Origin of the sequence: Rhodococcus sp. 05-2255-3B1 (genome assembly GCF_002258545.1) — a bacterium.
Taxonomy (GTDB): domain Bacteria; phylum Actinomycetota; class Actinomycetes; order Mycobacteriales; family Mycobacteriaceae; genus Rhodococcoides.
The window spans coordinates 48,985-72,963 of sequence record NZ_NOZC01000021.1 but is presented as its reverse complement, the minus strand read 5'-3'; the positions used below and the strand labels follow the sequence as shown (position 1 = coordinate 72,963).

The window sequence follows — 23,979 nt, the reverse complement described above, 5'->3', positions numbered from 1 at the left end:
CTAGCTTCCGCCGAAGGTCCGCTCCACCACTGCCTTCGCTCGACGTGTCACGCGCAGGTAGTTGTCGAGGAATGCTCCGGCGTCACCGTTCTCCCAGCCCGCCACCTGCGCGACTGCGGAGAGCACAGCTCCCGGTCGCGGCAGCTGATCGGTGGGCTTGCCGCGGACCAGCACCAGCGCGTTGCGTGCCTTCGTCGCCAGGATCCAGGCTTCCCTGAGCAGTTCGACGTCGGTTTCGCTCATGAGCTCGGCCGCACCGATGGCGTCGAGTGACTGCAGGGTCGAGGTGTTGTGCAGCGCGAGGACCTTGTGCGCGTACCTGAGCTGAATCAGCTGAACGGTCCACTCGATGTCTGCCAGTCCCCCACGTCCGAGCTTGGTGTGGGTGGATGGGTCGGCTCCCTTGGGCAGACGCTCGGAATCGATGCGCGCCTTGATGCGTCGAATCTCGCGGACCGCATCGGCGGACACACCGCCCTCGGGGTAGCGCACCTTGTCGGCCATCAGCAGGAATCGGATGCCGAGATCCTGGTCGCCGGCCACTTGGTGTGCGCGCAGGAGAGCCTGCACTTCCCATGCCTGAGCCCACTGCGAGTAGTACGCGGCGTAGGACGCCAGGGTGCGCACCACCGGGCCGTTGCGGCCTTCCGGCCGCAGACCGGTGTCGACCTCGAGCGGCGGATCGGTGCTGGGCGCGCCGAGCAGTTTGCGGATGCGGTCGGCAATGGTGTTGGCCCACTTGACCGCAACGGTCTCGTCGACGCCGTCCACCGGTTCGCAGACGAACAGCACGTCTGCGTCGCTGCCGTAGCCGAGCTCACCGCCGCCCAAGCGTCCCATACCGATGACGGCGAGAGTTGCCGGTGCAGGTTCTCCGCGTTCCTTCTCGCTGGCTCGCACTGCAGCGGCGAGCGCTGCGTTGATCACTGCGGCCCAGACCGAGGACAGCGCGCGGCACACCTGAGGTACGTCGAGCATGCCGAGAATGTCGGCCGAGGCCACCCGGGCCAGTTCGTGGCGTCGTAAAGCCCTGGCGGCGTTGATCGCTCGAACCGGGTCCTCATATCTGGCCGAGGACGACAGGATCGCGCGGTACGTCTCCTCCGGCTCGACGTCGAGCAGCCGAGGGCCGGTGGGTCCGTCCGCGAACAACCGAATGACCTCGGGGGCCTTGATCAGCAGATCCGGCACGTACGCCGAGGAGCCGAGCACGATCATGAGCCGCTGAGCCACTGCGCCTTCGTCGCGCAGCACCCGCAGGAACCACGTCTGCTCCCCCGCCGATTCCGACAGCCTGCGGTAGTTGAGCAGTCCGGCGTCGGGATCGGGTGTGTCGGCAAGCCATTCGAGCAGGGTCGGCAGCAACACGGCCTGGATCTGACCGCGGCGGGTACCCGAGCCGACCAGCGCACGTAGGTGGCCCAATGCGTTCTGCGGAGTCGCGTAGCCGAGCGCTGCGAGCTGACGCGTCGCGGCGTCCGGCGTCAACCGCACTGTCTCCGAGTCGAACTTGACCACCGAGTCCAACAGCGGCCGGTAGAAGAGCTTGGCGTGCAACCGTCTGATGCGTTGTGCGTTGCGCTTGATCTCGGCGTTCAGCACCCCGAGGGAGTCGCGGTTGCCGTCCGGTCGCATGTGCGCCGAACGAGCCAGCCACCGCAGGGCTTCCTCGTCGTCCTGTGGAGGCAGGGTGTGCGTGCGTCGCATTCGCTGCAGCTGCAGGCGGTGCTCGATCAGCCGAAGAAACTCGTAGGAGGCCGTCAGATTCGCGGCGTCGTCACGTCCGACGTAGCCGCCCTCGGTGAGTGCGGTCAGTGCGTCGGTCGTGCCGAGTACGCGCAGCGACTCGTCGGTTCGACCGTGCACCAATTGCAGGAGCTGGACCGCGAATTCGACATCCCGCAGGCTTCCGCGGCCGAGTTTGATCTCGCGCTCGCGGAGCTCCGGCGGCACCATCTCCTCGACTCGACGCCGCATCGCGCGCACCTCGGGCACGAAGTCCTCGCGCTGGCTGGCCAACCACACCATCGGGTTGACCGCGTCGACGTAATCGTTGCCGAGCGCGATGTCGCCGGTCATCGGGCGTGCTTTGAGCAACGCCTGGAACTCCCAGGTCTTGGCCCAGCGCTTGTAGTAGGCCACGTGCGAGTCGAGTGTGCGGACCAACTCGCCGCGCTTGCCCTCGGGACGCAGCGCCGCGTCGACCTCGAAGAAGGCCGAGGATCCGATGCGCATCATCTCGCCGGCGATGCGACTCGCCTGCGAGTCGGCAGGCTCGGCGACGAACACGACATCGACGTCGGAGACGTAATTGAGTTCGCGCGCACCGCATTTGCCCATCGCGACGACGGCCAAGCGCGTGGGGCACGGGGCGTCGGGGCACACGGTGGCGACGGCGACGGCGAGTGCCGCAGTGAGCGCTGCATCGGCCATGTCGGACAGTTGCGATCCGACCACCGTGTACGGCAGGACGGGTTCGTTCTCGACGGTTGCGGCGAGGTCGTACGCCGCCAGGACCATGATCTGGTCGCGGTACTTCTTGCGCAGGGCGATCACGGCTGGCGGTCCGGTGATCGACGCCCGGTACAGGTCGGGCGCGGCATTGGGTCCGGTCTCGGGCTCTGCCCCGACCACCTCGAGGAGTTCCGCGACCAGTGTCGCCTTGCTGGGGAGTTCGATCTTCGCCGAGACCCCGGTGCCCTGACCTTCCTTGGTCAGCAGCAGACGCCACGTGCTGTCGTCGGCCACGAGGTGATCGGCGAGCGCACTCGAGGCACCGACGAGTCCGAGGATGCGCCCGCGGAATCCCTTGTCCGTGCGCAGCGCCGTGTCGAACTCCGACCAACCGGAACCGAGCAACTCGTACAACCGCACGAGGGTGCGGAGCGCGAGATCGGCATTGGGCGCACGCGAGAGCGACCAGAGCAGCTCGAGACTGTCCTCGTCCGTCCAACCGAGAGTGCGCAGATCGGACGGCGCAGTCTCTTCGACCAGGCCGAGTCGGCCCGGTCCGGGAACGACGGATCTGGAAGTAGGAGGACGCACCATCTAGAATCCACCTCGGCGTGCCACAGTTTTACCCCGTCGTCAGTAATGCGACGCGAGGGTGCCCGCGCCGGCATCGGAACTACCATTCACGATCGACTAGAACGTAGCCCATGACGACGCCGTGCTGTTAAAGACCCAGGTAGGCCTTCAACTCGTACGGCGTGACGTGGCTGCGGTATTCCTCCCACTCGCGACGCTTGTTGCGGAGGAAGAAGTCGAAGACGTGCTCGCCCAGTGCCTCGGCGACCAGTTCGGAGCCTTCCATCGCGTTCAGTGCCTGATCGAGATTGCCCGGCAGTTCCTTGTATCCCATGGCGCGACGTTCCGCGGAGGTCAGTGCCCACACGTCTTCCTCGGCCTCGGGCGGCAGGGTGTAGCCCTTCTCGATTCCACGCAGACCGGCGGCCAGCAGAACCGCGAAGGCGAGGTACGGGTTGCAGGCCGAATCAGGGCTGCGGATCTCGACTCGGCGTGAGGATGCCTTGTTCGGGGTATACATCGGCACGCGGATCAGTGCCGAGCGGTTCGCCGGTCCCCACGACGCCGCCGTCGGTGCCTCGCCGCCGCGCACGAGCCGCTTGTAGGAGTTGACCCACTGGTTGGTCACGGCGCTGATCTCGTTGGCGTGTTCGAGGATGCCTGCGATGAAGGACTTGCCGGTCTCCGAGAGCTGCATCGGGTCGTCCGGGTTGTGGAAGGCGTTGGCGTCGCCCTCGAACAGGCTCATGTGCGTGTGCATCGCCGAGCCGGCCTGATCACTGAACGGCTTGGGCATGAACGTCGCGCGCACGCCTTCTTCGATCGCGACTTCCTTGACCACGTAGCGGAAGGTCATGATGTTGTCGGCCATCGACAGTGCGTCGGCGTAGCGCAGGTCGATCTCCTGCTGGCCCGGTGCGGCCTCGTGGTGGCTGAACTCGACCGAGATTCCCATCGACTCGAGCGCGTCGATGGCGTGCCTGCGGAAGTTCGGGGCCGAGTCGTGTACGGCCTGATCGAAGTAGCCGCCGTTGTCGGCCGGGGTCGGCGGTGAGCCGTCCTGCGGAGCGTCCTTGAGCAGGAAGAATTCGATCTCGGGGTGCACGTAGCAGCTGAATCCCAGGTCTGCGGCCTTGCTGAGCTGGCGGCGCAGCACGTGGCGTGAGTCGGCCCAGGACGGCGAGCCGTCGGGCATGGCGATGTCGCAGAACATCCGCGCCGAGTGCTGGTGCCCCTTGCTGGTGGACCACGGCAGAATCTGGAACGTCGACGGATCGGGCTTGGCCACGGTGTCGGCCTCGGACACGCGGGCGAATCCTTCGATGGCGCTACCGTCGAAACCGATCCCCTCGTCGAAAGCCCCTTCGAGCTCGGCGGGGGCGATGGCCACCGACTTGAGGTACCCGAGAACGTCGGTGAACCAGAGGCGGACGAAACGAATGTCGCGCTCTTCGAGGGTCCGGAGCACGAATTCCTTTTGACGATCCATGAACGCGAGAGTAAGCAAACGGAGTTAAATCTGTGTTACATCGTGAATTCGGTCTCACTTCGTGAAACTCTCTGCGCACTTCGCGGGACGTGAGCTAGCACGTCAACACCGCAATCCGTCCTCCGGCGGCACCAGCTCGACGAGGTAGTTCACCAAAGGCTCGTCGATGCAGTCGACACCGGAGAAGGCGACCGTGTGCTGCGTACCGTCGTACGTCACCAGATCCGCACGCAGCTGCGCCGCCAGCTCGACACCTGCCTGGTAGGGCGTGGCCGGGTCGTTGGTCGTCGAGACGACCACCAGCGTCGGCAGTCCCTCGACGTCGACGATGTGCGGATCACTCGTGTTCGGCACCGGCCAGAAGGCGCACAGGTCCAGTGGCGCGCTGCCCGTCGCCCGACCGTCGTCCAGGTACGGCGCGGCGGCACGGAACCGGGCGTCCGCCTCGTCGGCCGCTGCGCGATCGGTGGTCGGTGGGCCGTCGACGCAACGAACCGCATTGAATGCGTCGTCGATGTTGGTGTAGCTACCGTCCTCGAGCCGGCCGGAGTAGGTGTCGGCGAGCCGGAGCAGCGTGTCGCCCCGACCATCGCGCAATTCGTTCAACCCGGCCCGGAGCAGACGCCACAGCTGCTGTGAGTACAGCGCTTGCTGGGCTCCGGTGATCGCGTCGTCGTAGCTGAGGCCACGGGGATCGGTCGTGTCGGCGGGTCGGTCGATCAGTGGGTCCACCAAGGACCGGAACTGCGCGACGGCCTGCGCCGGGTCGGTTCCGAGCGGGCAGGTCTCGGTCTGCGCGCAGTCCGCGGCGAAAGCGTCGAACGCGGTCTGGAATGCCGCCCCCTGGGCAACGGCCTCGTCGACGGGTGACTGGTCGGGATCGAGCGCACCGTCGAGCACCATCGCGCGCACGTTCGACGGGAACTCCTCGGCGTACGCGGTCCCGATTCGCGTGCCGTAGGAGTACCCGATGTAGGTCAGCTTCTCGTCGCCCAGAACTGCGCGGATGACGTCCATGTCCCGCACCACCTCGCGGGTGCCGACGTGCTCGAGCACGTCCGCCCCGGTCCGCTCCACACACTGCGCGGCGTAGTCCCGATGTTCGGCCTCGGTCGCCGCGATGCCTTCGGGGCTGACGTCCACATCGGGTTCGCGACGCTCCTGGTCGACCTCCTCGGACGTCAGACAACGGACCTCCGGCTCGGATGCTCCGATCCCGCGTGGGTCGAAGCCGATGCGGTCGAAGCGATCGGCGACGGCGGTGCCTTCGGCCTGCCCGGCGAGGTAGAGGCCCGACGATCCGGGCCCGCCCGGGTTCATCAGTACCGATCCGATCTTCTCGCCCGTCGCCTTCGTCCGTGAGATGGCGACCTCGATCGTCCTGCCCTCGGGGTCGGCGTAGTCCAACGGCACGGTCACCATCGCGCATTCGACGGCACTTCCCAGTTCGCTGCCGTCGGTGTTGTACCGGTCGCAGCTTTCCCACTCCAGCGTTTGGGTGTAGAACGTTTCGAGCCCCGAGGGGATCGGGCCGACGGCGGATGCCGATGAGGAGGTGTCCGACGCACCGGAGTTCTCGGGAGTGGCTGTCGGCTCGGACGTGGAGCAGCCGACGGCCAACACGGCGACCGTGGACAGTGCCACGGCCGTGCTCCTGGTGCGCGTTCTCATGGCACGATCGTGCCAGGTCTTTCGGACCCTCCGCTCCCGCTGCCCGGCGGGGACGTCGTGCGAGCACTAGCGTGGACGCCGTGCAGGCACTTCGACTCGCCCTCGCCCAGATCAACTCCGTGGTCGGCGATCTTGCAGCGAATTCCGCAGCGATCGTCGAGTGGACGGTCCGCGCAGCTCACGACGGTGCCAACGTGGTGGTGTTTCCCGAGATGGCGCTGACGGGATACCCCGTCGAGGATCTGGCTCTGCGACCGTCGTTCGCCGCAGCGTCGGCGCACTGCCTCACCGAGTTGGCGACAGCCCTCGACGCTGCCGGGTGTGGCGATCGCATCGTCGTGGTCGGCTACCTCGATCGCGACGCCGAGGGCTCGCGGAACAGCGCGGCAGTGATCACCGACGGACGGGTGACGACTCGGTACGACAAGCACTCGCTCCCCACCTACCGAGTGTTCGACGAGGCACGCTACTTCGCTCCGGGATCCGGCCTGAGCATCACGACGGTGAACGGCCTGCGGCTCGGCGTCGTTGTCTGCGAGGACATCTGGCAACCGGGCGGGTCCGTGCCCGCCTATGCCGCGGCCGGGGTGGACATGCTGCTCTGCCTCAACGCCAGCCCCTTCGAGCAGGGGAAGGACGAGGTGCGTCGCTCCATCGCCCTGCGACGGGCCACCGAGATCGGCGCTCCGATCGCCTACGTCAACGTCGTCGGCGGCCAGGACGAGTTGGTGTTCGACGGGGCGAGTTTCGTCGTCGGTCCGGACGGCTCCACCTGGGGTCGCTCCCCGCAATTCGTCGAGCATCTGCTGATCGTCGACGTCGATGCTCCGACGGCACCACATCCGGATGCCGCCGAGGTACCCGGCTGGACCATCGATCGGGTCACGCTCCCCGACGTGGCGGTCACCGGCTGGCAGCGAGCCGAGCCGTTCCTCGCAGAGATCGTGAGCACCGAGGAACAGGTGTGGGGCGCACTGGTGACGGGTCTACGAGACTACGTGCACAAGAACGGTTTTCGTTCGGTGGCTCTCGGATCGTCCGGCGGTATCGATTCGGCGGTGGTCGCCGCGATCGCCGTCGACGCCCTGGGCCACGATGCGGTACACGCAGTGTCGATGCCCTCGACGTACTCGTCGACTCACTCTCGCACCGACGCAGAGGATTTCGCGTCGCGCACGGGTGTTCATTTCCGCGTCGAGCCGATTGCCGACATGGTCGCCCGCTACGTCGACCAGCTGCATCTGACCGGGCTCGCCGAGGAGAACATCCAGGCGCGGTGCCGGGGCATGGTGCTGATGGCACTGTCGAACAGCTTCGGCCATCTGGTGTTGGCCACCGGCAACAAATCCGAACTGGCCGTTGGCTATTCGACGATCTACGGGGATGCCGTCGGCGGCTTCGCGCCGATCAAGGACGTGCCGAAGTCGCTCGTGTGGGATCTGGCGCGGTGGCGAAACAAGTCCGCGGCCGACCGTGGGGACATTCCTCCGATCCCCGAGTCGAGCATCGACAAGCCGCCGTCCGCAGAGCTCAGGCCGGGGCAACTCGACACCGACTCGTTGCCCGATTACGACGAGCTCGACGCCATCCTGTTCAGGTACGTCGACCACGACCAGGGCTTCGAGGACATCGTGGCGGCCGGATTCGAGGCCGCGGTGGTCGCGGACATCCTGCGCAAGGTCGACGCGTCGGAATACAAGCGGCGTCAGTATCCGATCGGCACCAAGGTCACCTCTCGTGCGTTCGGACGTGACCGCCGCATGCCGATCACCAACGGCTGGCGGGACTACGCGGCGCGCGGCGGGGTGTGACCAATTGCACTGCCGGTAGCGGTCCGGCAGGTCGTGAGCAGTGGCAGACTTGCCCACGTCATCACACCCCATCCCGGGGACCCGCCGAGCGGGCCTCGAGGACCAGAAAGGGACAAAGATGTCCGAAACTGCTGTGTACGGCGGATCCGCTCAGGAAGCACCCTCCACCGCGCTGACCCGCAAGACCCGCACCCACCACCTTCTGCAGATGAAGGCCGACGGTGAGCGCTGGGGAATGCTCACCGCCTACGACTACTCCAGTGCCCGCATCTTCGAGGAAGCCGGAGTTCCGGTTCTCCTCGTCGGCGACTCGGCGGCAAACGTCGTCTACGGCTACGACACCACCGTGCCGATCACCGTCGACGAGCTCCTTCCGCTGGTCCGCGGGGTGGTCCGCGGCGCACCGCACGCCCTCGTCGTCGCAGATCTGCCCTTCGGCACCTACGAGGCCTCGCCGCAGCAGGCACTGGAAACCGCTGTCCGGTTCATGAAGGAAGGTCTCGCGGGCGCAGTCAAGCTCGAAGGCGGCGAGCGCGTGGCCGGCCAGATCGCCGCGATCACTGCCGCGGGCATCCCGGTGATGGCCCACGTCGGCTTCACCCCGCAGAGTGTCAACACCCTCGGTGGCTTCCGCGTTCAGGGTCGCGGAGACGCGTCCGAGCAGCTGGTGGCCGACGCCATCGCAGTCCAGGAAGCGGGAGCATTCGCCGTCGTCATGGAGATGGTTCCCGCCGACATCGCCGGCCAGGTCACCCGCAAGCTGACCATTCCCACGGTCGGCATCGGTGCGGGCAACGAATGCGACGCGCAGGTTCTGGTGTGGCAGGACATGGCCGGATACACCAACGGTAAGACCGCGAAGTTCGTGAAGAAGTTCGCCGACGTCGGCGATTCCTTGCGGACCGCGGCAACGACGTACCTGTCCGAGGTGCAGTCGGGGGTCTTCCCCGGGCCCGAACACAGCTACTGATCGTTACCGTCTCCGTCGGGTGCGGATGGCACACTCGGACCATGAAACTCAGACGGGGTTCGACCTTCGAGGCACGGAGAAGCGCAGTCGCAGTAGTCGGCGCGGCTGCGCTCCTCACGCTGATCGGTGCGTGCAGCACGGAGACGACCAACACTGGTTCGTCGTCGTCGACGACGACTGTCGTGCCGACCACCACGGTCAGCGCACCGCCGGCGGAAGCAGTGATCACCGATGCCCAGAAGCAACAGCTGTGCACCGATCTCGAGGCGCAGCTGTCCAATTGGCGCGTCCAGGGGCCGACGCTCGGCCGGGGCGGGCTCAACATCCTGGTGCAGACCTGGGCGGCGCAGAGCGGCGTCATCAACCTGCAGGTGGTGCAGAACCGAGCGATCGTCGACGACATCACGACGGAGACGTGCTCGGACGTGCGGGACGAGGCCATCCGCTCGCTGGACATTCCGGACCTCGCATCCGGTCTGGTGGGCTTCTAGGATGCGTTCTCTGTACCCCGAGATCGATCCTGTCGACACCGGACACCTCGATGTCGGCGACGGACAACAGATCTACTGGGAAGTCTCCGGTAATCCCGACGGCGCTCCGGTGGTATTCGTACACGGCGGTCCCGGCGGGGCCACCAATCCGTTGCAACGGCGGTATTTCGACCCGCAGGCCTATCGAATCGTGTTGTTCGATCAGCGGGGCTGCGGGCAGTCGACCCCGCACATCGCCGACGGCGCCGATCTGTCGGTCAACAGCACCGACCGGCTGATCTCGGACATGGAGAAGCTGCGGGAACATCTGAGCATCGACACGTGGTTGGTGTTCGGCGGTTCCTGGGGCTCGACGCTGTCGCTGGCGTACGCACAGTCGCACCGGGATCGCGTGCGAGGACTGATTCTGCGGGGGATTTTCCTGGTGCGGCCGTCGGAGATCGACTGGTACTACGGCGGCGGGGCAGGCCACATCTTCCCCGATCTGTGGGAGAAGTTTCTCGAACCTGTTCCGGAGGACGAGCGCGGCGGCAATCTCGTCGAGGCATACCACCGGCAGTTGACGTCCGACGACCGCGAGGCCGCTACGAAAGCCGCGGTGGCGTGGTCCACCTGGGAGGCGGCGACGAGTTACCTGTTGCCGAAATCGGATGCAGTGCAAGACAACTCGGACCCGCGGTTCGCCCTGGCATTTGCCGGTATCGAGAACCACTACTTCCGTAACAACTGCTTTCTCGAAGAGAATCAACTGCTACGTGATGCCCACTTGCTCGACGGCATTCCGGGTGTCATCGTGCAGGGCCGCTACGACGTCGTGTGCCCGGCGACGAGCGCGTGGGCGCTGCACAAGGCCTGGCCCTCGGCAGATCTGGTGATCGTCGACGACGCCGGGCACTCTGCAGCCGAACCCGGCATCGTGCATCACCTCGTCGAGGCGACGGATCGTTTCAGGCAGTGACGGCCGGGTAGTCGAACCGGACTGTGCGCGAGTCGGTGTCGGCCCGGGTCAACCGGACCTTCACCGACTCCCCTGCGGGCGGTTCTCCGTCGCACTTGCCGAGAACTATCGGCTGCGACACCAACACCTCGGCGTCCCGCTTCCCCTCGGCACCGCGCAGCACGACGGCCGAGAAATGCTCGCCCACTCTGTTTTTCAGTACGTGCGCCTCGGTGAGGTCGATGCAAGCGCGGTCCACCTTCGACGCCGCGGAATCCGATCCGCGCATGATGGCGGGCAACTCCGGCAGCGCCTGCGCCGCCCAGTCCGGTACCGGCACTTCGGCCACGACGGCCAGGCACACCTCGGTGGCGAAGCGATCGGACAGCCGCCGCAGTGGTGCCGTCACGTGCGCGTACGGCGCGCCGATTCCCGAATGCTCGACCGATGTATCACTGTCCACAGGGTTCGTCGTGCGGTCGAACGCGAGGTAGTCCGCACCGCGCAGCAAACCGGTCGCCTGGGTCATCATCGCCAGTGTCGACGGCTCGTCGGTGGGCAGACCCGCCAGCACAGACCCGGAGGATGCGCCTGCGGGCCAGTCGATCCCGAGGGCTGCTGCCGTCTTCTTCAGTGTGTCCACGGATTCGGACGAGGCAGGCGGGAGGGTGCGCACGATACCGATTCCGGCGTCGAGCATGATTCTGGCGGCGCACATTCCCGTCAGCAGCGATATTTCGGCGTTCCACCCGTCCACTGCGGTGCGTGGTTGCAGGACGATGCGCCAGCCTCGCCCGTCCGGCACCACTTCCTGCTCGGGCAGGGTGATGTCGACGGCTCCGCGCCGTCTCGCTGCAGCTGCGCGCTGGGCCCCGAATTCGGCCAACGCTGCGATGGACGGATGCGGTGTCCCCGCGTCCACATCGGCCTGCACTGCGGCGTAATCGAGCCGGGCGGTCGATCGAACGAGCGCGCGGGTGACGGTCCACGCGGCCGCCTCGCCGACGTCGTCGAGTTCGATGGTCCATAGCGCGGCGCAACGCGTCTGGCCCTCGAGCAGGCTGCCCGAGCCCTCCGACAGCTCTCGTGGATGCAACGGTACGGATCCGTCGGGAAGGTAGAACGTCTGACCGCGTCGACGGGTTTCGGTGTCGAGCGCTCCCCCGGGCGTCACCAGTGCGCCCACGTCGGCGATTGCGTAGTGCACCACCAATCCGTTGGACGTCTTCTCGATGTGTACGGCTTGGTCGAGGTCCTTCGAGCCGGGCGGGTCGATGGTGACGAACGGGATGTCGGTGCGGTCGATTCTGCTGTCGGCGTGCAGGTCTCGGGCTTCGACCGCCTCGCGCATCACGTCTGCGTCGAACGCTTCGTTCAGTGCGAACTCGGATCTGATGGCCTCGAAGTCGAAGCCCGGGGCCCTCAGCCGGGTGAGCAGCACCGTCAGTTGTTCCAGTCGTCGTCGGAATCGGCGGCCTTGTTGCGCGCCGCGGCGATCTTCAGCGCCTGCTCCGCGGTGGCCTTGTCCGGATACGGGCCCATGCGGTCGAGGGCATTGGTCTGCTTGCCCTGTACGACCTGCTTGGTGCTGATGTCGTAGTACCAGGAGGTGTCGTCGTCGGTCATGACTTCCAGTGTGCCCCATGGAGCGACACCGCAGGAGAACTGCGGAAGAAATAGTGAGTGCGAACGAGTCGGCCTGTAAGCCGGATCCTGTCTGCCGTTCCTGCTTTCGCGGGTTCGACGTCGACGACCATCCATCTGGGCACACCGTTGCCGGGTACCTCGAGCAGTCCACCCGCAGGCTCGGGCGAGCAGCCCTCGAGCACCTGCGCAGCTGCACCACCTTCGGGGTGCAGCCTTCGACCTTGCTCCGGGCGGGGTTTACCTAGCCATCCCAGTCACCTGGGATGCTGGTGCGCTCTTACCGCACCGTTTCACCCTGACCTGCCGTTCGATTCCGAGGAACCGATCCGCAGGCGGTCTGTTTTCTGTGGCACTGTCCCGCGAGTCACCTCGGGTTGCCGTTAACAACCGCCCTGCTCTGTGGAGTCCGGACTTTCCTCGGCTCGAAGCGCGACGACACTCGTTCGCCCGTCCTTCGAGCCGCAGCCGTCCGGCCAACTCGTTCGCGGTTGCGTACTCTACTCGGCGCTCCGCGGTCGCCGGAAACCGAACTACAGTTCCCTTCATGAGTGAGTGGGTCGTGTTGCTGCGTGGCATCAATGTCGGTGGCATCAACATCAAGATGGCCGATCTCCGTGCGGCCCTGACGTCGGCCGGCTTCACCGATGTCCGCACTGTTCTCGCGACCGGCAATGTCCTGCTGAACTCCCCGCTGACTTCCGTCGTCGTGAAGGAACAGGTGGAGAACACGCTTGCCCAGGCGTTCGGCTATCAGGCCTGGGTTGTCGTCCTGGACGTGCCGACACTTCGGGCGATCGTGGAGTGCTACCCGTTCGACGCCGAACGGCAAGGGTGGCATCCTTACGTGGTGTTCGGAACCGACCCCACCCATCTGACCGAATTGTCCGCTCTCGCAGACGAACTCGATGTCGAGCTCGAACGTGTCGCTGCCGGACGCGATGTCGTGTACTGGGAGGTCCGCGCGGGGAGCACGACGACGAGTCGCTTCGGGAAAGCGACGGCCAAGGCGAAATTCAAGCCGACGACCACCACTCGAAATCTGCGCACTCTCGTGAAGATTCTCGCGTGACCGTTCTCGCCGCGGCACTGGTCGCAGCTGTGCTCGTTTTCGCGATCGTCCGACCCCGGGGTCTGCCCGAGATCGTCGCCGCGCTGCCGGCTGCCGCGATAGTCCTGGTCGTCGGCCTCGTCAGCCTCGACGCCGCACGCGAGCAGGTACTCGAACTCGCTCCGACCGTCGTGTTTCTGGCGTTCATCCTGATCCTGGCGCATCTGTCGGACGCGCTCGGAGTGTTCACCTGGATCGCGGCGAAGCTGCGAGGAGGTGCGAAGGGCAGCCCCCGCAGACTGTTGACACTCGTGTTCGCAGCAGCCGCATCGACCACGGCAGTACTGAGCCTCGACGCCACCGTGGTGCTGTTGACGCCGGCCATCATCGGTGCTGCTCGCGTCCTGAGAATGTCGCCGCGTCCACACAGTTACGCCACGGCGCACCTGTCCAATTCGGCGTCGACGCTGCTGCCGGTATCGAACCTGACCAACCTGCTCGCATTCGCCGCGACCGGACTCACCTTCCTGCACTTCACCGCTCTGATGGCATTGCCCTGGATATTCGCGGTGGCCATCGAGTTGGCGGTGTTCCTGATCTTCTTCCGCGAGGATCTGACTCGCACCGCCACACCGCCGGAGAGCTCGACCCTGCAGAGCGCCGAGAACGTCCCTGCACCCCGGACCACGCTGGTCATCCTCGCCGCGACACTCGTCGGTTTCGCCGTGGCAGGGCTGTTCGACGTCGAACCGTTCTGGGTGGCCGCGGTGGGATCGGTGGCACTGGCCATCCCCGCACTTCGAGGACGCCACACCAGTGCTCGCACCATTCTGCGCGGTGCCGATCTACCGTTCTGTGGCTTCGTCTTCTTGCTCGGCATCGTCGTTCTCGGTGTCACCACAGGCCCGATCGGCGACTGGCTGGCCCGAATTCTGCCGTCCGACACCAGCTTCGCCTCGCTGCTGGCCGCGGCCGCCATCGCGGCGGTGGCGTCGAACATCGTCAACAACCTGCCCGCGACGCTGCTGCTGCTGGCCGCATTCGGGGCCGACGCTCCCCCGGCACTGTTGTTGGCCATGGTGATCGGGGTGAACCTCGGCCCCAATCTCACCTACGTCGGATCGCTGGCGATCATGCTCTGGCGACGCGTCGCATCGGCCAACGACGAGCCGGCAGATCTGCGAACCTTCACCGTGTTGGGCGTCATCACGACACCGCTGACGATCGTCGGTGCGGTGGCAGGCCTGTGGCTTGCACTGCAGGTTTGAGCCTCGGTCAGATCGAGCGCCGTACGCGGAGTGTCGTGATCGCCAAGCCCACAGCGAAGACCACGGCACCGACCACCGCCCCCACCACCGGCAACAGCAGCCCGGCATGCACGGTGTCGAACAGCGGCGGTCCGCCGTAGATCTCCTGGCGTGCAGCGCCGGTCGGCCCGAGGTCATCGAAGTAGGGATCCGCGACCATCCTGATGCGGATCTCGGGAGGTCGACGTCGTGCCCACCATGCTGCCCCCGCGCCTACGAGGCCTCCCGCCACGAGTGGGGCCGACATGTGCAACGCCCGGCCGTGCGATCGGGCGCGCAGAATCCATCCGACCGTGATCGAGACGACGGTCCCGACCAGAAGTGCCGCGACCGGAGCGACCAACGTGATCGGCCACCACGGCGGTCCCGACACGTACTGCACGTAGTCGTACACGCGAAAGTACCCGGAGTCGCCCGGATTCACAGGTGGTGGGGCATCGGCATCGATCCACATCCGGGGCACGCAGTATCGCCAGGTGAAGGCAACTGCCAGCCCTGCGGCGGCCGATGCGGGCGATGCGATTGCCATCCAGCGCGCCGCCATGGGCTCGCGCACGGCGTCAGTGAACACGCAACGCATCATCCCCCACTCGACCCGAGCGACATGCCGGTCCGACGCCCCACCTGTCGGAAGGCGCTCAGTGCCTTCTCGGTCGATGACTCACCAGCGAAGCAGACCCTGACTGTTTCCTACGGTGCCGGTCTGTCCGTCCTCGGCAATCGTGGCGAGTCGAACGATCTCGTCGGTGCCCTGCGCGACGTCGTGTGCTCCCTTGCCGCCGTTCAGATCGGTACGGGTGTAGCCGGGGTCGGCAGCGTTGACTCGCATCGTGGGGAGTGCGTGCGCGTACTTCACCGTGAGCATGTTGAGTGCCGTCTTGGACGACGCGTAGATCGGCGGCACCACCTGCCAGTCGAACCAGCCCTGCTCGATGGTGTCGTGGATCGATCCGACGCCCGAGGAAACGTTGACGATTCGTGCATTCTTCGAGATCTGCAGCAGTGGCACGAATGCGTTGGTCACTCGAACGACGCCGAAGACATTGGTGTCGAAGACATCTCGGGCGTCGTCCGCCGATCCTTCCTCGAGCGGCACGAAGGCCCCGGTGATGCCGGCGTTGTTGATCAGGACGTCGAGGCGTCCGTGGTCCACACGCACCTGGTGTGCGGCAGCGTCGACGCTGCCCTGATCGGTGACGTCGAGTTGGACGAAGGTGACGCCGAGGTCGGCGGCAGCAGCACGACCGAGCTCACGGTTGCGGGCACCGATGATCACGGTGTGGCCGGCACGCTGCAGGCGCCGTGCTGTCTCGTGGCCGATTCCCTTGTTGCCGCCGGTGATCATCGTGATTGTGCTCATGACGTCGACGCTAGGGCTCGGCGATCCAATCGGGAAGATGCCGATTGTCGGTAGGTCTGCCGGTACCACCCACGTCGTCGTCGAGGAGACGCACGTGGCCGAGGTGGCACAGTGGGGAGATGAGCGTAGAGCAGCAGGGACGCCGACCGGCGGATTTCTCGTCGGTGCTCCGTGGCTGGCGTGACCGCAGCGCACCCGTTCCGTCCGACTCGACCGTCAGACCTCGGCGTTCGTCGGGACTACGCCGCGAAGAACTCGCCACCCTCGCCGGGATCTCCGTGGACTATCTGGTTCAACTCGAGCAGGGCCGTGCGTCGAATCCGTCGGCGGCGGTGGTCGCTGCTCTGGTTCGGGCCTTGGGTCTCGACCTCGCCGATGCCGGGGTGTTGTATCGAGCTGCCGGACTCGCGGCACCGTCGTCCGCTGTCGATCGATCGGTACCGGACAGTGTCGATCGACTGCTGGCCCGAGCCGACCACTGGCCTACGGCGGTGTACGCGGCGGATTGGTGGCTGCTGAGATGGAACGCGGCGTGGTCCGCGCTGATGGGCGATCCGATGGACCTGTCCGGACATTCACGCAACCAGGTCTGGTTCGAGATGACCGAGGACACGTCGTCGATGTGGGTCGATCCCGCACAACGAGAGCAGTATCGGGACGCGCTGGTCGGGGACCTCCGTGTGGCACAGATATCGCATCCCGACGACGCAGAGCTCGACAGTCTGGTCCGTGACCTTCGGGCCCGCAGCAACGAATTCTCCGATCGCTGGCGCTCTGCACGTCCGACCGTCTACCGGGGAGCACGCAAGAGCATCGACCATCCCCTGGTTGGGTCGATGGTCCTCGATGGAGACGTGTTTCGGCCTGCCGGCTCAGACGTGCGGGTGATCGTCTACACCGCAGCACCCGGCTCGCGAGACGAGTCGAGACTGTTGTCGCTGTTGTCGCCCGGATCCCGTTAACGGAACCTAGCCGCGATTCAGGCCGACGAGGCCAGGTGCGAGGTGTCGTTCACCAAGCGCACCGAAGCCCCGCCGTCGGGGTAGAACTCGGCGATGCTCAGCGACGCGAGATCCAAGTGCAGTCGGTACAGCAGCGACGGGCCGACGTCGAGTGCGAGTTGCAACAGCATCTTGATCGGTGTCACGTGGGTGACCACCAGAACGGTCTTCCCGGCGTACTCGGCGAGCAATCGATCGCGGGTCGCTTCGATGCGCGAGCGTACTGCGTCGAAGCTCTCACCGTTCGGCGGTGCAACGGAGGTGTCGCCTCGCCACGCCTTGTGGACCTCGGGGTGACGTTCCATGGCCTCGGTGAAGGTGAGCCCTTCCCAGTCGCCGAAGTCGGTTTCGATGAGACCGTCGACCGTGGTGACGGGCAAACCGAGACGGTCGGCTGTCGCCGCAGCAGTCTGTTGGGCGCGCGCGAGCGGCGAGGCAACGATGGCGTCGATATCCGTCCGTGCACCGAGAACCGTTGCGGCAGAATCTGCTTGGCGTCGACCCAGTTCGGTCAGGTCGGGATTGCCCCGGCCGGAGTATCGACGGTCGACCGACATGGGGGTCTGGCCGTGTCGCAACAGCAGCAGGCGGGTCGGCTCCCCCATCGCACCGGTCCATCCAGGCGACGCGGGCTTCGCTGCTACCGGCTCGGCGTCGGGCCGATCCGACAGGTCCACGCCCTCGGCCGCCGCGTCCATCGCCTCGTTGGCCAGCGCATCCGCGTGCGAGTTCTGTGCACGCGGAATCCACTCGTAGGTGACGGAATCGAAGCCGCGGGCGAGTTCGGCCGCTTGTCGCTGAAGCGGAATCATGTCCGGGTGCTTCACTTTCCAGCGTCCGGACATCTGTTCGACGACGAGTTTGGAGTCCATGCGGACGGCAACCTCACGGGCCCCGACATCGCGGGCCGCGGTCAGTGCGGCGATCAGTCCGTTGTACTCGGCCACGTTGTTGGTCGCCACGCCCAGCGACGCCCGACGCTCGGCGAGCACCTGCGAGCGATCTGCACTGAGCACCACCGCGCCGTAGCCGGCGGGCCCAGGATTTCCACGCGATCCACCGTCGGCCTCGGCAACGACTCTCGACACCTGACTCAAATTCCGGATTCCTTGGTGCGCACCAGGATTGCGTTGCACTCGGAGCAACGAATCAGAGCATCCGCGGGCTTGTTGGCAATGCTCGCGATCTCGTTGCGATCGAGTTCGATCCGGCACGCTCCACATCGACGAGCCTGCAGCAGTGCCGCACCGCGGCCGGTGAGCGCTCGCTGCTTCTCGTAGAGCGCAAGCAGATCCGCGGGCAATCCCGAGGCCAACGATTCGCGGCGCTCGGCGCTGCGCTTCTCGGCGACATCGAGGTCTGCGACGGCGTCGTCACGGCGGCGGCCGGCGTCGACCAACTCGTCCTCGATCTGCGTCAGTTGCGCACCGGCGTGCTCGTAGTCGCGCTCGCTGGCCTCACGCTGCTCCATGACCTCGAGCAGTTCCTCTTCGAGGATGCCCTGACGACGTTCGAGGCTGCCGAGCTCGTGCTGCAGTTCGGTCATCTGCTTCGGTGCGATGGTGCCGCTCTCGAGCATCTTCTTGTCGCGGGCTTCGCGTTGCCGAACCGCGTCGACCTCGCCTTCGAGTTTGCGAATGTCCCGGTCGAGGTCGTCCATCGAGATCTGCACCGTCACCGCGGCATCCTTGCGCGTGGTGCGCTCGGTCTCGAGCTTGTCCACCTCCTGCTGTTCGGGGAGGCTCTTGCGGCGGTGGGCGATCTGCGAGAGTTCGGTATCCACACCGGCCAATTCGAGCAGCGAGGCCTGGACTTTGGGATCGACGTTCACGCTTGATGACTCCTGCGACTATGGAAGTTGATTCGGATTACCCTACCGGCTGCAGGAAAATGAGTGAGCCGGATCCACTCGATGGCAGGTCGCGGGTTCGATGATCACAGTGTCCACGGGTCGGTACGCACCTCGGTGACCCAGCTGTTCCATCCCTCGGTGTCACCGAACGCGGCGTCGACGATGCCTCGCGCCTGTGCGCACCACGGGAACTCCGAGGCCCAGTGTGCGGTGTCGATCACCGCGGGGCCGCCGGCGCGCAGGTGCTCGTCGACCGGGTGGTGCCGCAGATCGGAGGTGACGTACACATCGGCGTCGGTGCGCGCCACCGCGGAGAGGAACGAGTCACCCGCTCCCCCGCACATCGCAACCACCGAAACCATGGCGGCGGGGTTTCCCGCTGCGCGTACTCCCCACGTCGTGGCGGGCAACGCCTCGCGGACGACCTCGGTGAACTCGGCCACTGTCATCGGATTCGGTAGTTTTCCGATGCGGCCCAGGCCGGTGCACGACGGTAGAGCCGCGGATTCGAATACGTCGAACGCGGGCTCCTCGTACGGGTGTGCCCGACGCATCGCCGAAAGTACCTGAGCACGTAGCCCTTTGGGGGCCACGACTTCGATGCGATCCTCCGCCTCGGTGTGCACCTCGCCGAGAACGCCGAGTGTCGGGTGTGCGTTCGGGCCCGGACGGAATCGGCCGAGACCCGCACTCTGCCAGCTCGCTTCGCTGTACTCGCCGATCTGCCCGGCTCCGGCGTCGAACAGGGCCTGTCGCACCGCCGCCGAGTCGGCGGTGGGCACGAAGACCACCCACTTGTCGTGTGCGGGAGACGGAATGGGATCGAGTGGCCGGGTGTCGATCACCCCGAGCGCGGATGCGAGTGCGTCGGAGACTCCGGGATCTGCGGAGTCGGCGTTGGTGTGGGCGGTGAACAGCGCGCAGTCGGCCTTGATCAGGCGGTGGATCACCGATCCTTTCGCGGTGTCGGCCGCGACGGTGTCGACGCCTTTGAGCAGCAAGGGATGGTGGGCGACGATGAGATCGGCACCGCGGGCGATGGCGTCGTCGACCACGGCGTCGGTGACGTCGACCGTGTACACGACCTGCTGCACAACAGCTTTCGGATCTCCGCACACCAGGCCCACCGAGTCCCAGCTCTCCGCAAGACGGGGTGGGTACGCGTCGTCGAGCACCTCGATGACGTCGGCCAGTGTCACTGCCATGTTCGCTGCTCTCCTCACAGAACGGTCTTCAACGCGTCCACCAGTATGTCGACCCGCTGCGAGTCCCGTACCGCGACGCGCAGGTGGTGCCGGTCGAGCCCCGGGAACGTGTCCGCGCGCCGCACCGCGATACCCATCGTGCGCAGACGTTCTCGAACAACATCGGCTCCGTCGACGCGCAGCAGCAGAAACGGCGCACGGGCCGGGCCGGTGATGTCCAGGCCCAAGGCCTCGAGGCGCTGGGTCATCGCGGTGCGTTCGCGGTGGATGCGCTCCGATTCGACGCGTGCCCGATCGACGGCGAACGGTTCGGTGCAGGCGCGTATCGCTTCGATCTGCAGACTCCCCAGGGGCCAGTGCGCACGGCCGTACTGCAGTCGCGCGAGGACGTCGGGGTGCCCCAGTGCGTATCCACACCGCAATCCCGCCAACGCCCACGTCTTGGTCAGACTGCGCAGAACCAGCACATCGTCCAGGCTCTGTGACGCCACCGATTCCCCCTCCCCGAGCACTGCGTCGGCGAAGGCCTCGTCGATCACCAGCATGCGTCCGGATCCACGCAGACTCAGGACCGCCTCACGGGGGTGCAGAACCGATGTGGGGTTGGTCGGGTTGCCGAGGATCACCATGTCGGCGGTGTCGGGTACGAGCGTCGGGTCGAGCTCGAAGGGTGGCGGCAGGATCACTCGGTGCACCGCAATGCCTGCCTGCTCCAGCACCCAGTCGGGCTCGGTGAACGACGGGTGGATCGTCGCCACTAGCTGGGGCCGAAGCCGCGGCAGCATCGAGAAACCCTCGGCCCCGCCGCTGAGCAGCAGTACCTCGTCCGGTGAGCGGCCGTGGTGTTCGGCCACCTGTTCTCGCGCGGCCGTCTCGGCGGCCGCGCTCGGGTACGAACCCAACGAACTCAGTGCCGCGCCGAGCCGATCGCGAAGCCATGCCGGCGGTCCGTCGCCGCGTACGTTGACGGCGAAGTCGACGAATCCGGAATCGACCTCGACGTCTCCGTGGTGACGGAGGAGCGCATCGGGATCGGCAGCTGTGTCGGACATCGCGACGAGCGTAGCCGCGCCGTCACCGAACAGCCCGCACCGATAGGCTCCGACCATGTCTGTCGATGCTCCCGCGTCCGTTGTCCTGTTCGATCTCGATGGGACGTTGACCGATTCCGCACCGGGAATTCACGCCGGTTTTCGCCACGCACTGGCGTCGGTGGATGCCCCCGAACCGACCGAGGAACAGCTGTCGATGGTCGTCGGACCACCACTGATCGACACGTTGCGCGGCCTCGGCCTGGACGAGGATGCGGCGCAGCGTGCCCTGGCGGCGTACTTCCAGCGTTACGACGAGCGGGGCTGGGCCGAGAACACCGCGTTCGACGGCATCGAGTCGGTGTTGACGCGATTGCAGGATCGCGGCGTCCGGCTCGGTGTGGCGACGTCGAAGTCGGAGCGATTCGCGGTCCGGATTCTGGACCACTTCGGCCTGTCGCGGTACTTCGAGTTCATCGGCGGTGCCAGCAACGACGGCACCCGACGGGCGAAGTCCGACGTGATCGCGCACTCGCTGACCAACCTCGGCATCGACCCGGTGGAGTCCGCGGACGGCGGCACCGCCGGGGTGATCATGATCGGTGATCGTGATCACGACGTGCACGGCGCCGCCCGATTCGGCATTCCCACGGTGTACGTCGAGTGGGGCTACGGCGTCGACGGCGAGAGCGACGACGCCGCGTTCACCGCGTCGAGCATGGACGAGCTGGCCACCGTGCTCGAGCAGAACACGGCGGCCGTGCGATGACCGAGCCACTGCACGTGACATTCGTGTGCACCGGCAACATCTGCCGATCGCCGATGGCCGAGAAGGTCTTCGCCGGTCATCTGCGCGACGCCGGTCTGAGCGAGGCGGTGCGCGTCTCGAGCGCCGGGACCGGCGGTTGGCATGTGGGCGACGGCGCGGATCCTCGAACCGTCGCCGAGCTCGATGCCCACGGATACGACAGCGAGCACGCGGCGGCGCAGGTCGGGCCGGATCATCTGGCAGCGGATCTGATCGTCGCACTCGATACCGGCCATGCTCGCGCCCTGCTGCAGCTCGGTGCTCCGGCCGATCGTGTCTCCTTGCTGCGGTCGTTCGACCCCGATGCCGACGACTCGTCGGTGGCCGATCCGTACTACTCATCCGATTCGGCATTCACCGAGGTGCGCGAGCAGATCGAAGGTGCCGTGCCCGGCTTGCTGGACTGGGCACGGTCTCGGCTCCCTCGCTGACCCGGCTACCGTGGTGGCGTGGACAAGTTAGCGTTCTTGCTGCGACCCAAGTGGTTGGTGCTGGCTGCGGTGGTGCTGGCCTTCGCGTTCCTGTGCTTCAGCGTGCTCGCTCCGTGGCAGTTGGGAAAGAACACCTCGACGTCCGAGCGCAACGATCTGATCACCCGATCCGTCGACGCGGATCCGGTACCGATCTCGGACGTTCTCACCGCCGACGGGTTTCCGGCCGAGGACGAGTGGCGTCGGGTCATCGCCCCCGGGTCCTACGTCGCAGATTCCGACGTGCTGGTGCGGCTGCGCAGCATCCGTGATCAGCCCGCATACGAGGTCATCACCCCGTTCGTGATCGACGGCGGGCCCACCGTGCTCGTCAACCGCGGATACGTACTGCCGGTGGAAGGAACCAGAGCGCCCGAGTTCGAGGCGGCCCCCACCGGTGACGTGACACTGAACGCACGGGTACGACAAGCAGAGGGCACCTCGCGCGAGCCCGTCGAGGACGACGGTCGACTGCAGGTCTACAACATCAACCCGGAACAGATCGGCGCGGCGGTAGGAGTCGACGCCATCGACGGATATCTCCAGCTCGACGACGGTCAGCCGGGCGGTCTCGGCTTGATCGAACTGCCGCAGACCGACGCAGGCCCCTATCTGTCCTACGGTCTGCAGTGGCTGGCGTTCGGCATCATGGCACCGTTGGGTCTGGCGTATTTCGCTCGCGCGGAGATACGGGAACGCCGCAATGCGCGTGCACAACTCGCGGACGCGATCCCCGGCGAGCCGGATACCGAGCCCGAGGGCGAGAACGAGGCCGGTCCGGATCAGGCCGGTCCGGACGAGGAAGAGTTCACCTTGCCCACGCGTCGCGAGAAGCGAGCCAGGGCGCGAGCGGCGTCACGCCAGACGACGCCGTCGGATCCTCGCCTGGCCGATCGCTACGGAAAGAATCGCTGAAGCGACCGCAGACAGTTCTTGCACTCGGCTCGACAGTGCGACCGATCGGCGAAGATCGCGTGCGGTCGGCGCGTGTCCGTCACCGAGTGTCGGCCTGATCTCGACGCCGTGTCGGTACTGCGTTCTGCCACCCAGTTGCAGCCCCAGTGCCCCGGCAGCCGACGCCTCCGCGACACCTGCGTTGGGGCTGGGGTGCTGCGCGGCGTCGCGTCGCCACATCTTCAGGGCTCGGGTGGGCGAACCCTGCACCGAAAGAGCTGCGACGACCGTCGCCAGGCCGGTGACGCGGGCCGGCAGCAGGTTAAGAACGTCGTCGATTCGTGCTGCGGCCCAACCGAAGCGCAGATACTTCGGCGAGCGGTAGCCGACCATCGCGTCGAGCGTGTTGCTCGCTCGGTAGGCCAGAATTCCCGGCACCCCGGCCAGCGCTCCCCACACCAACACGCCGACCGTCGCATCGGAGGTGTTCTCTGCGATGGACTCGAGGGCGGCGCGTGCAAGACCGTCGGAGTCGAGTGGTTCCGGATCTCGACCGCACAGTGACGGCAGGAGTGCGCGTGCGCCCTCGAGGTCGTCGTTGTCGAGATGGTCGGCCATCTGCCGGCCCACCTTCGACAGTGACGTGCCTCCGAGCGCGGCCCAGGTAGCCGCCGCGACCAGAGCAACTTCAGCAGGTGCACCCACACGGGCGGCCACGCGACTCGACGCGACGCCGAGTGCGGTCATCGAGCCGATCAGCGCGGTCGCATGGACGACGCCCGAGGCTCGACTGTCGCGGTAGAGGGCGCGTTCGACGCGCAGTGCCGTGGTCCCGAATCCTGCGACCGGGTGCCAGCGTCTCGGGTCTGCGAACACTCGATCGAGGCCGTAGCCGACCAGTAAGCCGATCGCTCGGGGGTGTGTCCACATCCCACGAATCTTGCCAACTGCACACCGGGC

22 protein-coding genes and 1 other RNA gene are annotated in these 23,979 nt (G+C 66.4%); 10 read left to right on the top strand and 13 right to left on the bottom strand.

Annotated elements, in window-relative coordinates; all coding sequences use genetic code 11:
- The 3 genes from CH249_RS12885 to CH249_RS12875 all read right to left on the bottom strand — a co-directional run bounded on the left by CH249_RS12885 (position 1) and on the right by CH249_RS12875 (position 6,187).
- Positions 1 to 3,048, bottom strand: a complete 3,048-nt coding sequence (locus CH249_RS12885) for a bifunctional [glutamine synthetase] adenylyltransferase/[glutamine synthetase]-adenylyl-L-tyrosine phosphorylase (RefSeq protein WP_032394433.1) — start codon at positions 3,046 to 3,048, stop codon at positions 1 to 3.
- 127 nt (positions 3,049 to 3,175) lie between these two features.
- Entirely contained in the window at positions 3,176 to 4,516 is a 1,341-nt protein-coding gene (glnA, locus tag CH249_RS12880) for a type I glutamate--ammonia ligase (RefSeq protein WP_032379097.1), read from the bottom strand.
- 102 nt (positions 4,517 to 4,618) lie between these two features.
- Complete coding sequence (locus CH249_RS12875; RefSeq protein WP_094682277.1) at positions 4,619 to 6,187, bottom strand: alpha/beta hydrolase; 1,569 nt, start codon at positions 6,185 to 6,187, stop codon at positions 4,619 to 4,621.
- Between the two features lie 80 nt (positions 6,188 to 6,267).
- Here CH249_RS12875 and CH249_RS12870 point away from each other — a divergent pair, with 80 nt between their 5' ends.
- From CH249_RS12870 to pip, 4 genes are all read left to right on the top strand, one after another.
- A complete protein-coding gene (locus CH249_RS12870) occupies positions 6,268 to 7,998 on the top strand; it encodes an NAD+ synthase (RefSeq protein WP_094682320.1) in 1,731 nt (576 codons plus the stop codon).
- A gap of 118 nt (positions 7,999 to 8,116) precedes the next feature.
- Complete coding sequence (gene panB, locus CH249_RS12865) at positions 8,117 to 8,968, top strand: 3-methyl-2-oxobutanoate hydroxymethyltransferase (protein WP_094682276.1); 852 nt, start codon at positions 8,117 to 8,119, stop codon at positions 8,966 to 8,968.
- Positions 8,969 to 9,009: 41 nt separating this feature from the next.
- Positions 9,010 to 9,459, top strand: a complete 450-nt coding sequence (locus tag CH249_RS12860) for a hypothetical protein (RefSeq protein ID WP_094682275.1) — start codon at positions 9,010 to 9,012, stop codon at positions 9,457 to 9,459.
- A gap of 1 nt (position 9,460) precedes the next feature.
- Positions 9,461 to 10,417 carry a prolyl aminopeptidase gene (gene pip / locus CH249_RS12855; protein ID WP_045194847.1) on the top strand — a complete coding sequence of 319 codons (957 nt, stop codon included), beginning with the start codon at positions 9,461 to 9,463 and terminating at the stop codon, positions 10,415 to 10,417.
- On the opposite strand, the gene CH249_RS12850 is transcribed toward pip, so the two are convergent.
- The 3 genes from CH249_RS12850 to rnpB all read right to left on the bottom strand — a co-directional run bounded on the left by CH249_RS12850 (position 10,407) and on the right by rnpB (position 12,524).
- Entirely contained in the window at positions 10,407 to 11,837 is a 1,431-nt protein-coding gene (locus CH249_RS12850; RefSeq protein ID WP_094682274.1) for an RNB domain-containing ribonuclease, read from the bottom strand. The two genes, pip and CH249_RS12850, sit on opposite strands and share 11 nt — an antisense overlap.
- A gap of 2 nt (positions 11,838 to 11,839) precedes the next feature.
- Positions 11,840 to 12,022 carry a hypothetical protein gene (locus tag CH249_RS12845; RefSeq protein WP_045194843.1) on the bottom strand — a complete coding sequence of 61 codons (183 nt, stop codon included), beginning with the start codon at positions 12,020 to 12,022 and terminating at the stop codon, positions 11,840 to 11,842.
- 60 nt (positions 12,023 to 12,082) lie between these two features.
- Positions 12,083 to 12,524, bottom strand: an RNA gene (gene rnpB, locus CH249_RS12840) — RNase P RNA component class A.
- Positions 12,525 to 12,587: 63 nt separating this feature from the next.
- Here rnpB and CH249_RS12835 point away from each other — a divergent pair.
- Together CH249_RS12835 and CH249_RS12830 are read left to right on the top strand one after the other, a co-directional pair.
- A complete protein-coding gene (locus CH249_RS12835) occupies positions 12,588 to 13,112 on the top strand; it encodes a DUF1697 domain-containing protein (RefSeq protein ID WP_094631652.1) in 525 nt (174 codons plus the stop codon).
- On the top strand, positions 13,109 to 14,359 hold the full coding sequence (locus CH249_RS12830; RefSeq protein ID WP_094682273.1) for an SLC13 family permease: 1,251 nt from the start codon (positions 13,109 to 13,111) through the stop codon (positions 14,357 to 14,359). Before CH249_RS12835 ends, CH249_RS12830 begins: the two co-directional genes overlap by 4 nt.
- A 7-nt stretch (positions 14,360 to 14,366) precedes the next feature.
- Here the strand turns inward: CH249_RS12830 and CH249_RS12825 are convergent, their stop codons facing one another.
- Entirely contained in the window at positions 14,367 to 14,969 is a 603-nt protein-coding gene (locus CH249_RS12825; protein WP_141214697.1) for a hypothetical protein, read from the bottom strand.
- 90 nt (positions 14,970 to 15,059) lie between these two features.
- On the bottom strand, positions 15,060 to 15,758 hold the full coding sequence (locus tag CH249_RS12820; RefSeq protein WP_179273237.1) for an SDR family NAD(P)-dependent oxidoreductase: 699 nt from the start codon (positions 15,756 to 15,758) through the stop codon (positions 15,060 to 15,062).
- Between the two features lie 119 nt (positions 15,759 to 15,877).
- On the opposite strand from CH249_RS12820, the gene CH249_RS12815 reads away from it, so the two are divergent.
- Positions 15,878 to 16,720 carry a helix-turn-helix transcriptional regulator gene (locus CH249_RS12815; protein WP_094682271.1) on the top strand — a complete coding sequence of 281 codons (843 nt, stop codon included), beginning with the start codon at positions 15,878 to 15,880 and terminating at the stop codon, positions 16,718 to 16,720.
- A 17-nt stretch (positions 16,721 to 16,737) separates the two neighbouring features.
- Here the strand turns inward: CH249_RS12815 and CH249_RS12810 are convergent, their stop codons facing one another.
- From CH249_RS12810 to cobC, 4 genes are all read right to left on the bottom strand, one after another.
- Positions 16,738 to 17,847: a bifunctional RNase H/acid phosphatase gene (locus CH249_RS12810; RefSeq protein ID WP_094682270.1), complete on the bottom strand. Its 1,110-nt coding sequence runs from the start codon at positions 17,845 to 17,847 to the stop codon at positions 16,738 to 16,740.
- Between the two features lie 5 nt (positions 17,848 to 17,852).
- A complete protein-coding gene (locus CH249_RS12805; RefSeq protein WP_032394446.1) occupies positions 17,853 to 18,590 on the bottom strand; it encodes a zinc ribbon domain-containing protein in 738 nt (245 codons plus the stop codon).
- Positions 18,591 to 18,694: 104 nt separating this feature from the next.
- On the bottom strand, positions 18,695 to 19,816 hold the full coding sequence (locus CH249_RS12800) for a Nif3-like dinuclear metal center hexameric protein (RefSeq protein WP_094682319.1): 1,122 nt from the start codon (positions 19,814 to 19,816) through the stop codon (positions 18,695 to 18,697).
- A 14-nt stretch (positions 19,817 to 19,830) separates the two neighbouring features.
- Complete coding sequence (gene cobC / locus CH249_RS12795; RefSeq protein ID WP_094631709.1) at positions 19,831 to 20,868, bottom strand: Rv2231c family pyridoxal phosphate-dependent protein CobC; 1,038 nt, start codon at positions 20,866 to 20,868, stop codon at positions 19,831 to 19,833.
- 55 nt (positions 20,869 to 20,923) lie between these two features.
- Here cobC and CH249_RS12790 point away from each other — a divergent pair, with 55 nt between their 5' ends.
- Genes CH249_RS12790 through CH249_RS12780 form a run of 3 tightly spaced genes read left to right on the top strand, consistent with a single transcriptional unit; the run spans position 20,924 to position 23,040 of the window.
- Positions 20,924 to 21,616: an HAD-IA family hydrolase gene (locus tag CH249_RS12790; RefSeq protein ID WP_032394447.1), complete on the top strand. Its 693-nt coding sequence runs from the start codon at positions 20,924 to 20,926 to the stop codon at positions 21,614 to 21,616.
- Positions 21,613 to 22,086 carry a low molecular weight protein-tyrosine-phosphatase gene (locus CH249_RS12785; RefSeq protein WP_179273236.1) on the top strand — a complete coding sequence of 158 codons (474 nt, stop codon included), beginning with the start codon at positions 21,613 to 21,615 and terminating at the stop codon, positions 22,084 to 22,086. The genes CH249_RS12790 and CH249_RS12785 overlap by 4 nt, the downstream gene beginning before the upstream one ends.
- An 18-nt stretch (positions 22,087 to 22,104) precedes the next feature.
- Entirely contained in the window at positions 22,105 to 23,040 is a 936-nt protein-coding gene (locus CH249_RS12780) for an SURF1 family protein (RefSeq protein WP_094647632.1), read from the top strand.
- Here CH249_RS12780 and CH249_RS12775 read toward each other — a convergent pair.
- On the bottom strand, positions 22,981 to 23,949 hold the full coding sequence (locus CH249_RS12775) for a cobalamin biosynthesis protein (RefSeq protein ID WP_094647630.1): 969 nt from the start codon (positions 23,947 to 23,949) through the stop codon (positions 22,981 to 22,983). The two genes, CH249_RS12780 and CH249_RS12775, sit on opposite strands and share 60 nt — an antisense overlap.
- Positions 23,950 to 23,979 lie beyond the last annotated feature (30 nt).

Bases quoted from the DNA above. Each gene is read 5' to 3' on its own strand.
- CH249_RS12885 (WP_032394433.1), bottom strand. From the start codon at position 3,048: ATGGTGCGTCCTCCTACTTCCAGATCCGTCGTTCCCGGACCGGGCCGA.
- glnA (WP_032379097.1), bottom strand. From the start codon at position 4,516: ATGGATCGTCAAAAGGAATTCGTGCTCCGGACCCTCGAAGAGCGCGAC.
- CH249_RS12875 (WP_094682277.1), bottom strand. From the start codon at position 6,187: ATGAGAACGCGCACCAGGAGCACGGCCGTGGCACTGTCCACGGTCGCC.
- panB (WP_094682276.1), top strand. From the start codon at position 8,117: ATGTCCGAAACTGCTGTGTACGGCGGATCCGCTCAGGAAGCACCCTCC.
- CH249_RS12860 (WP_094682275.1), top strand. From the start codon at position 9,010: ATGAAACTCAGACGGGGTTCGACCTTCGAGGCACGGAGAAGCGCAGTC.
- pip (WP_045194847.1), top strand. From the start codon at position 9,461: ATGCGTTCTCTGTACCCCGAGATCGATCCTGTCGACACCGGACACCTC.
- CH249_RS12845 (WP_045194843.1), bottom strand. From the start codon at position 12,022: ATGACCGACGACGACACCTCCTGGTACTACGACATCAGCACCAAGCAG.
- CH249_RS12835 (WP_094631652.1), top strand. From the start codon at position 12,588: ATGAGTGAGTGGGTCGTGTTGCTGCGTGGCATCAATGTCGGTGGCATC.
- CH249_RS12820 (WP_179273237.1), bottom strand. From the start codon at position 15,758: ATGAGCACAATCACGATGATCACCGGCGGCAACAAGGGAATCGGCCAC.
- CH249_RS12815 (WP_094682271.1), top strand. From the start codon at position 15,878: ATGAGCGTAGAGCAGCAGGGACGCCGACCGGCGGATTTCTCGTCGGTG.
- CH249_RS12800 (WP_094682319.1), bottom strand. From the start codon at position 19,816: ATGGCAGTGACACTGGCCGACGTCATCGAGGTGCTCGACGACGCGTAC.
- cobC (WP_094631709.1), bottom strand. From the start codon at position 20,868: ATGTCCGACACAGCTGCCGATCCCGATGCGCTCCTCCGTCACCACGGA.
- CH249_RS12790 (WP_032394447.1), top strand. From the start codon at position 20,924: ATGTCTGTCGATGCTCCCGCGTCCGTTGTCCTGTTCGATCTCGATGGG.
- CH249_RS12785 (WP_179273236.1), top strand. From the start codon at position 21,613: ATGACCGAGCCACTGCACGTGACATTCGTGTGCACCGGCAACATCTGC.
- CH249_RS12775 (WP_094647630.1), bottom strand. From the start codon at position 23,949: ATGTGGACACACCCCCGAGCGATCGGCTTACTGGTCGGCTACGGCCTC.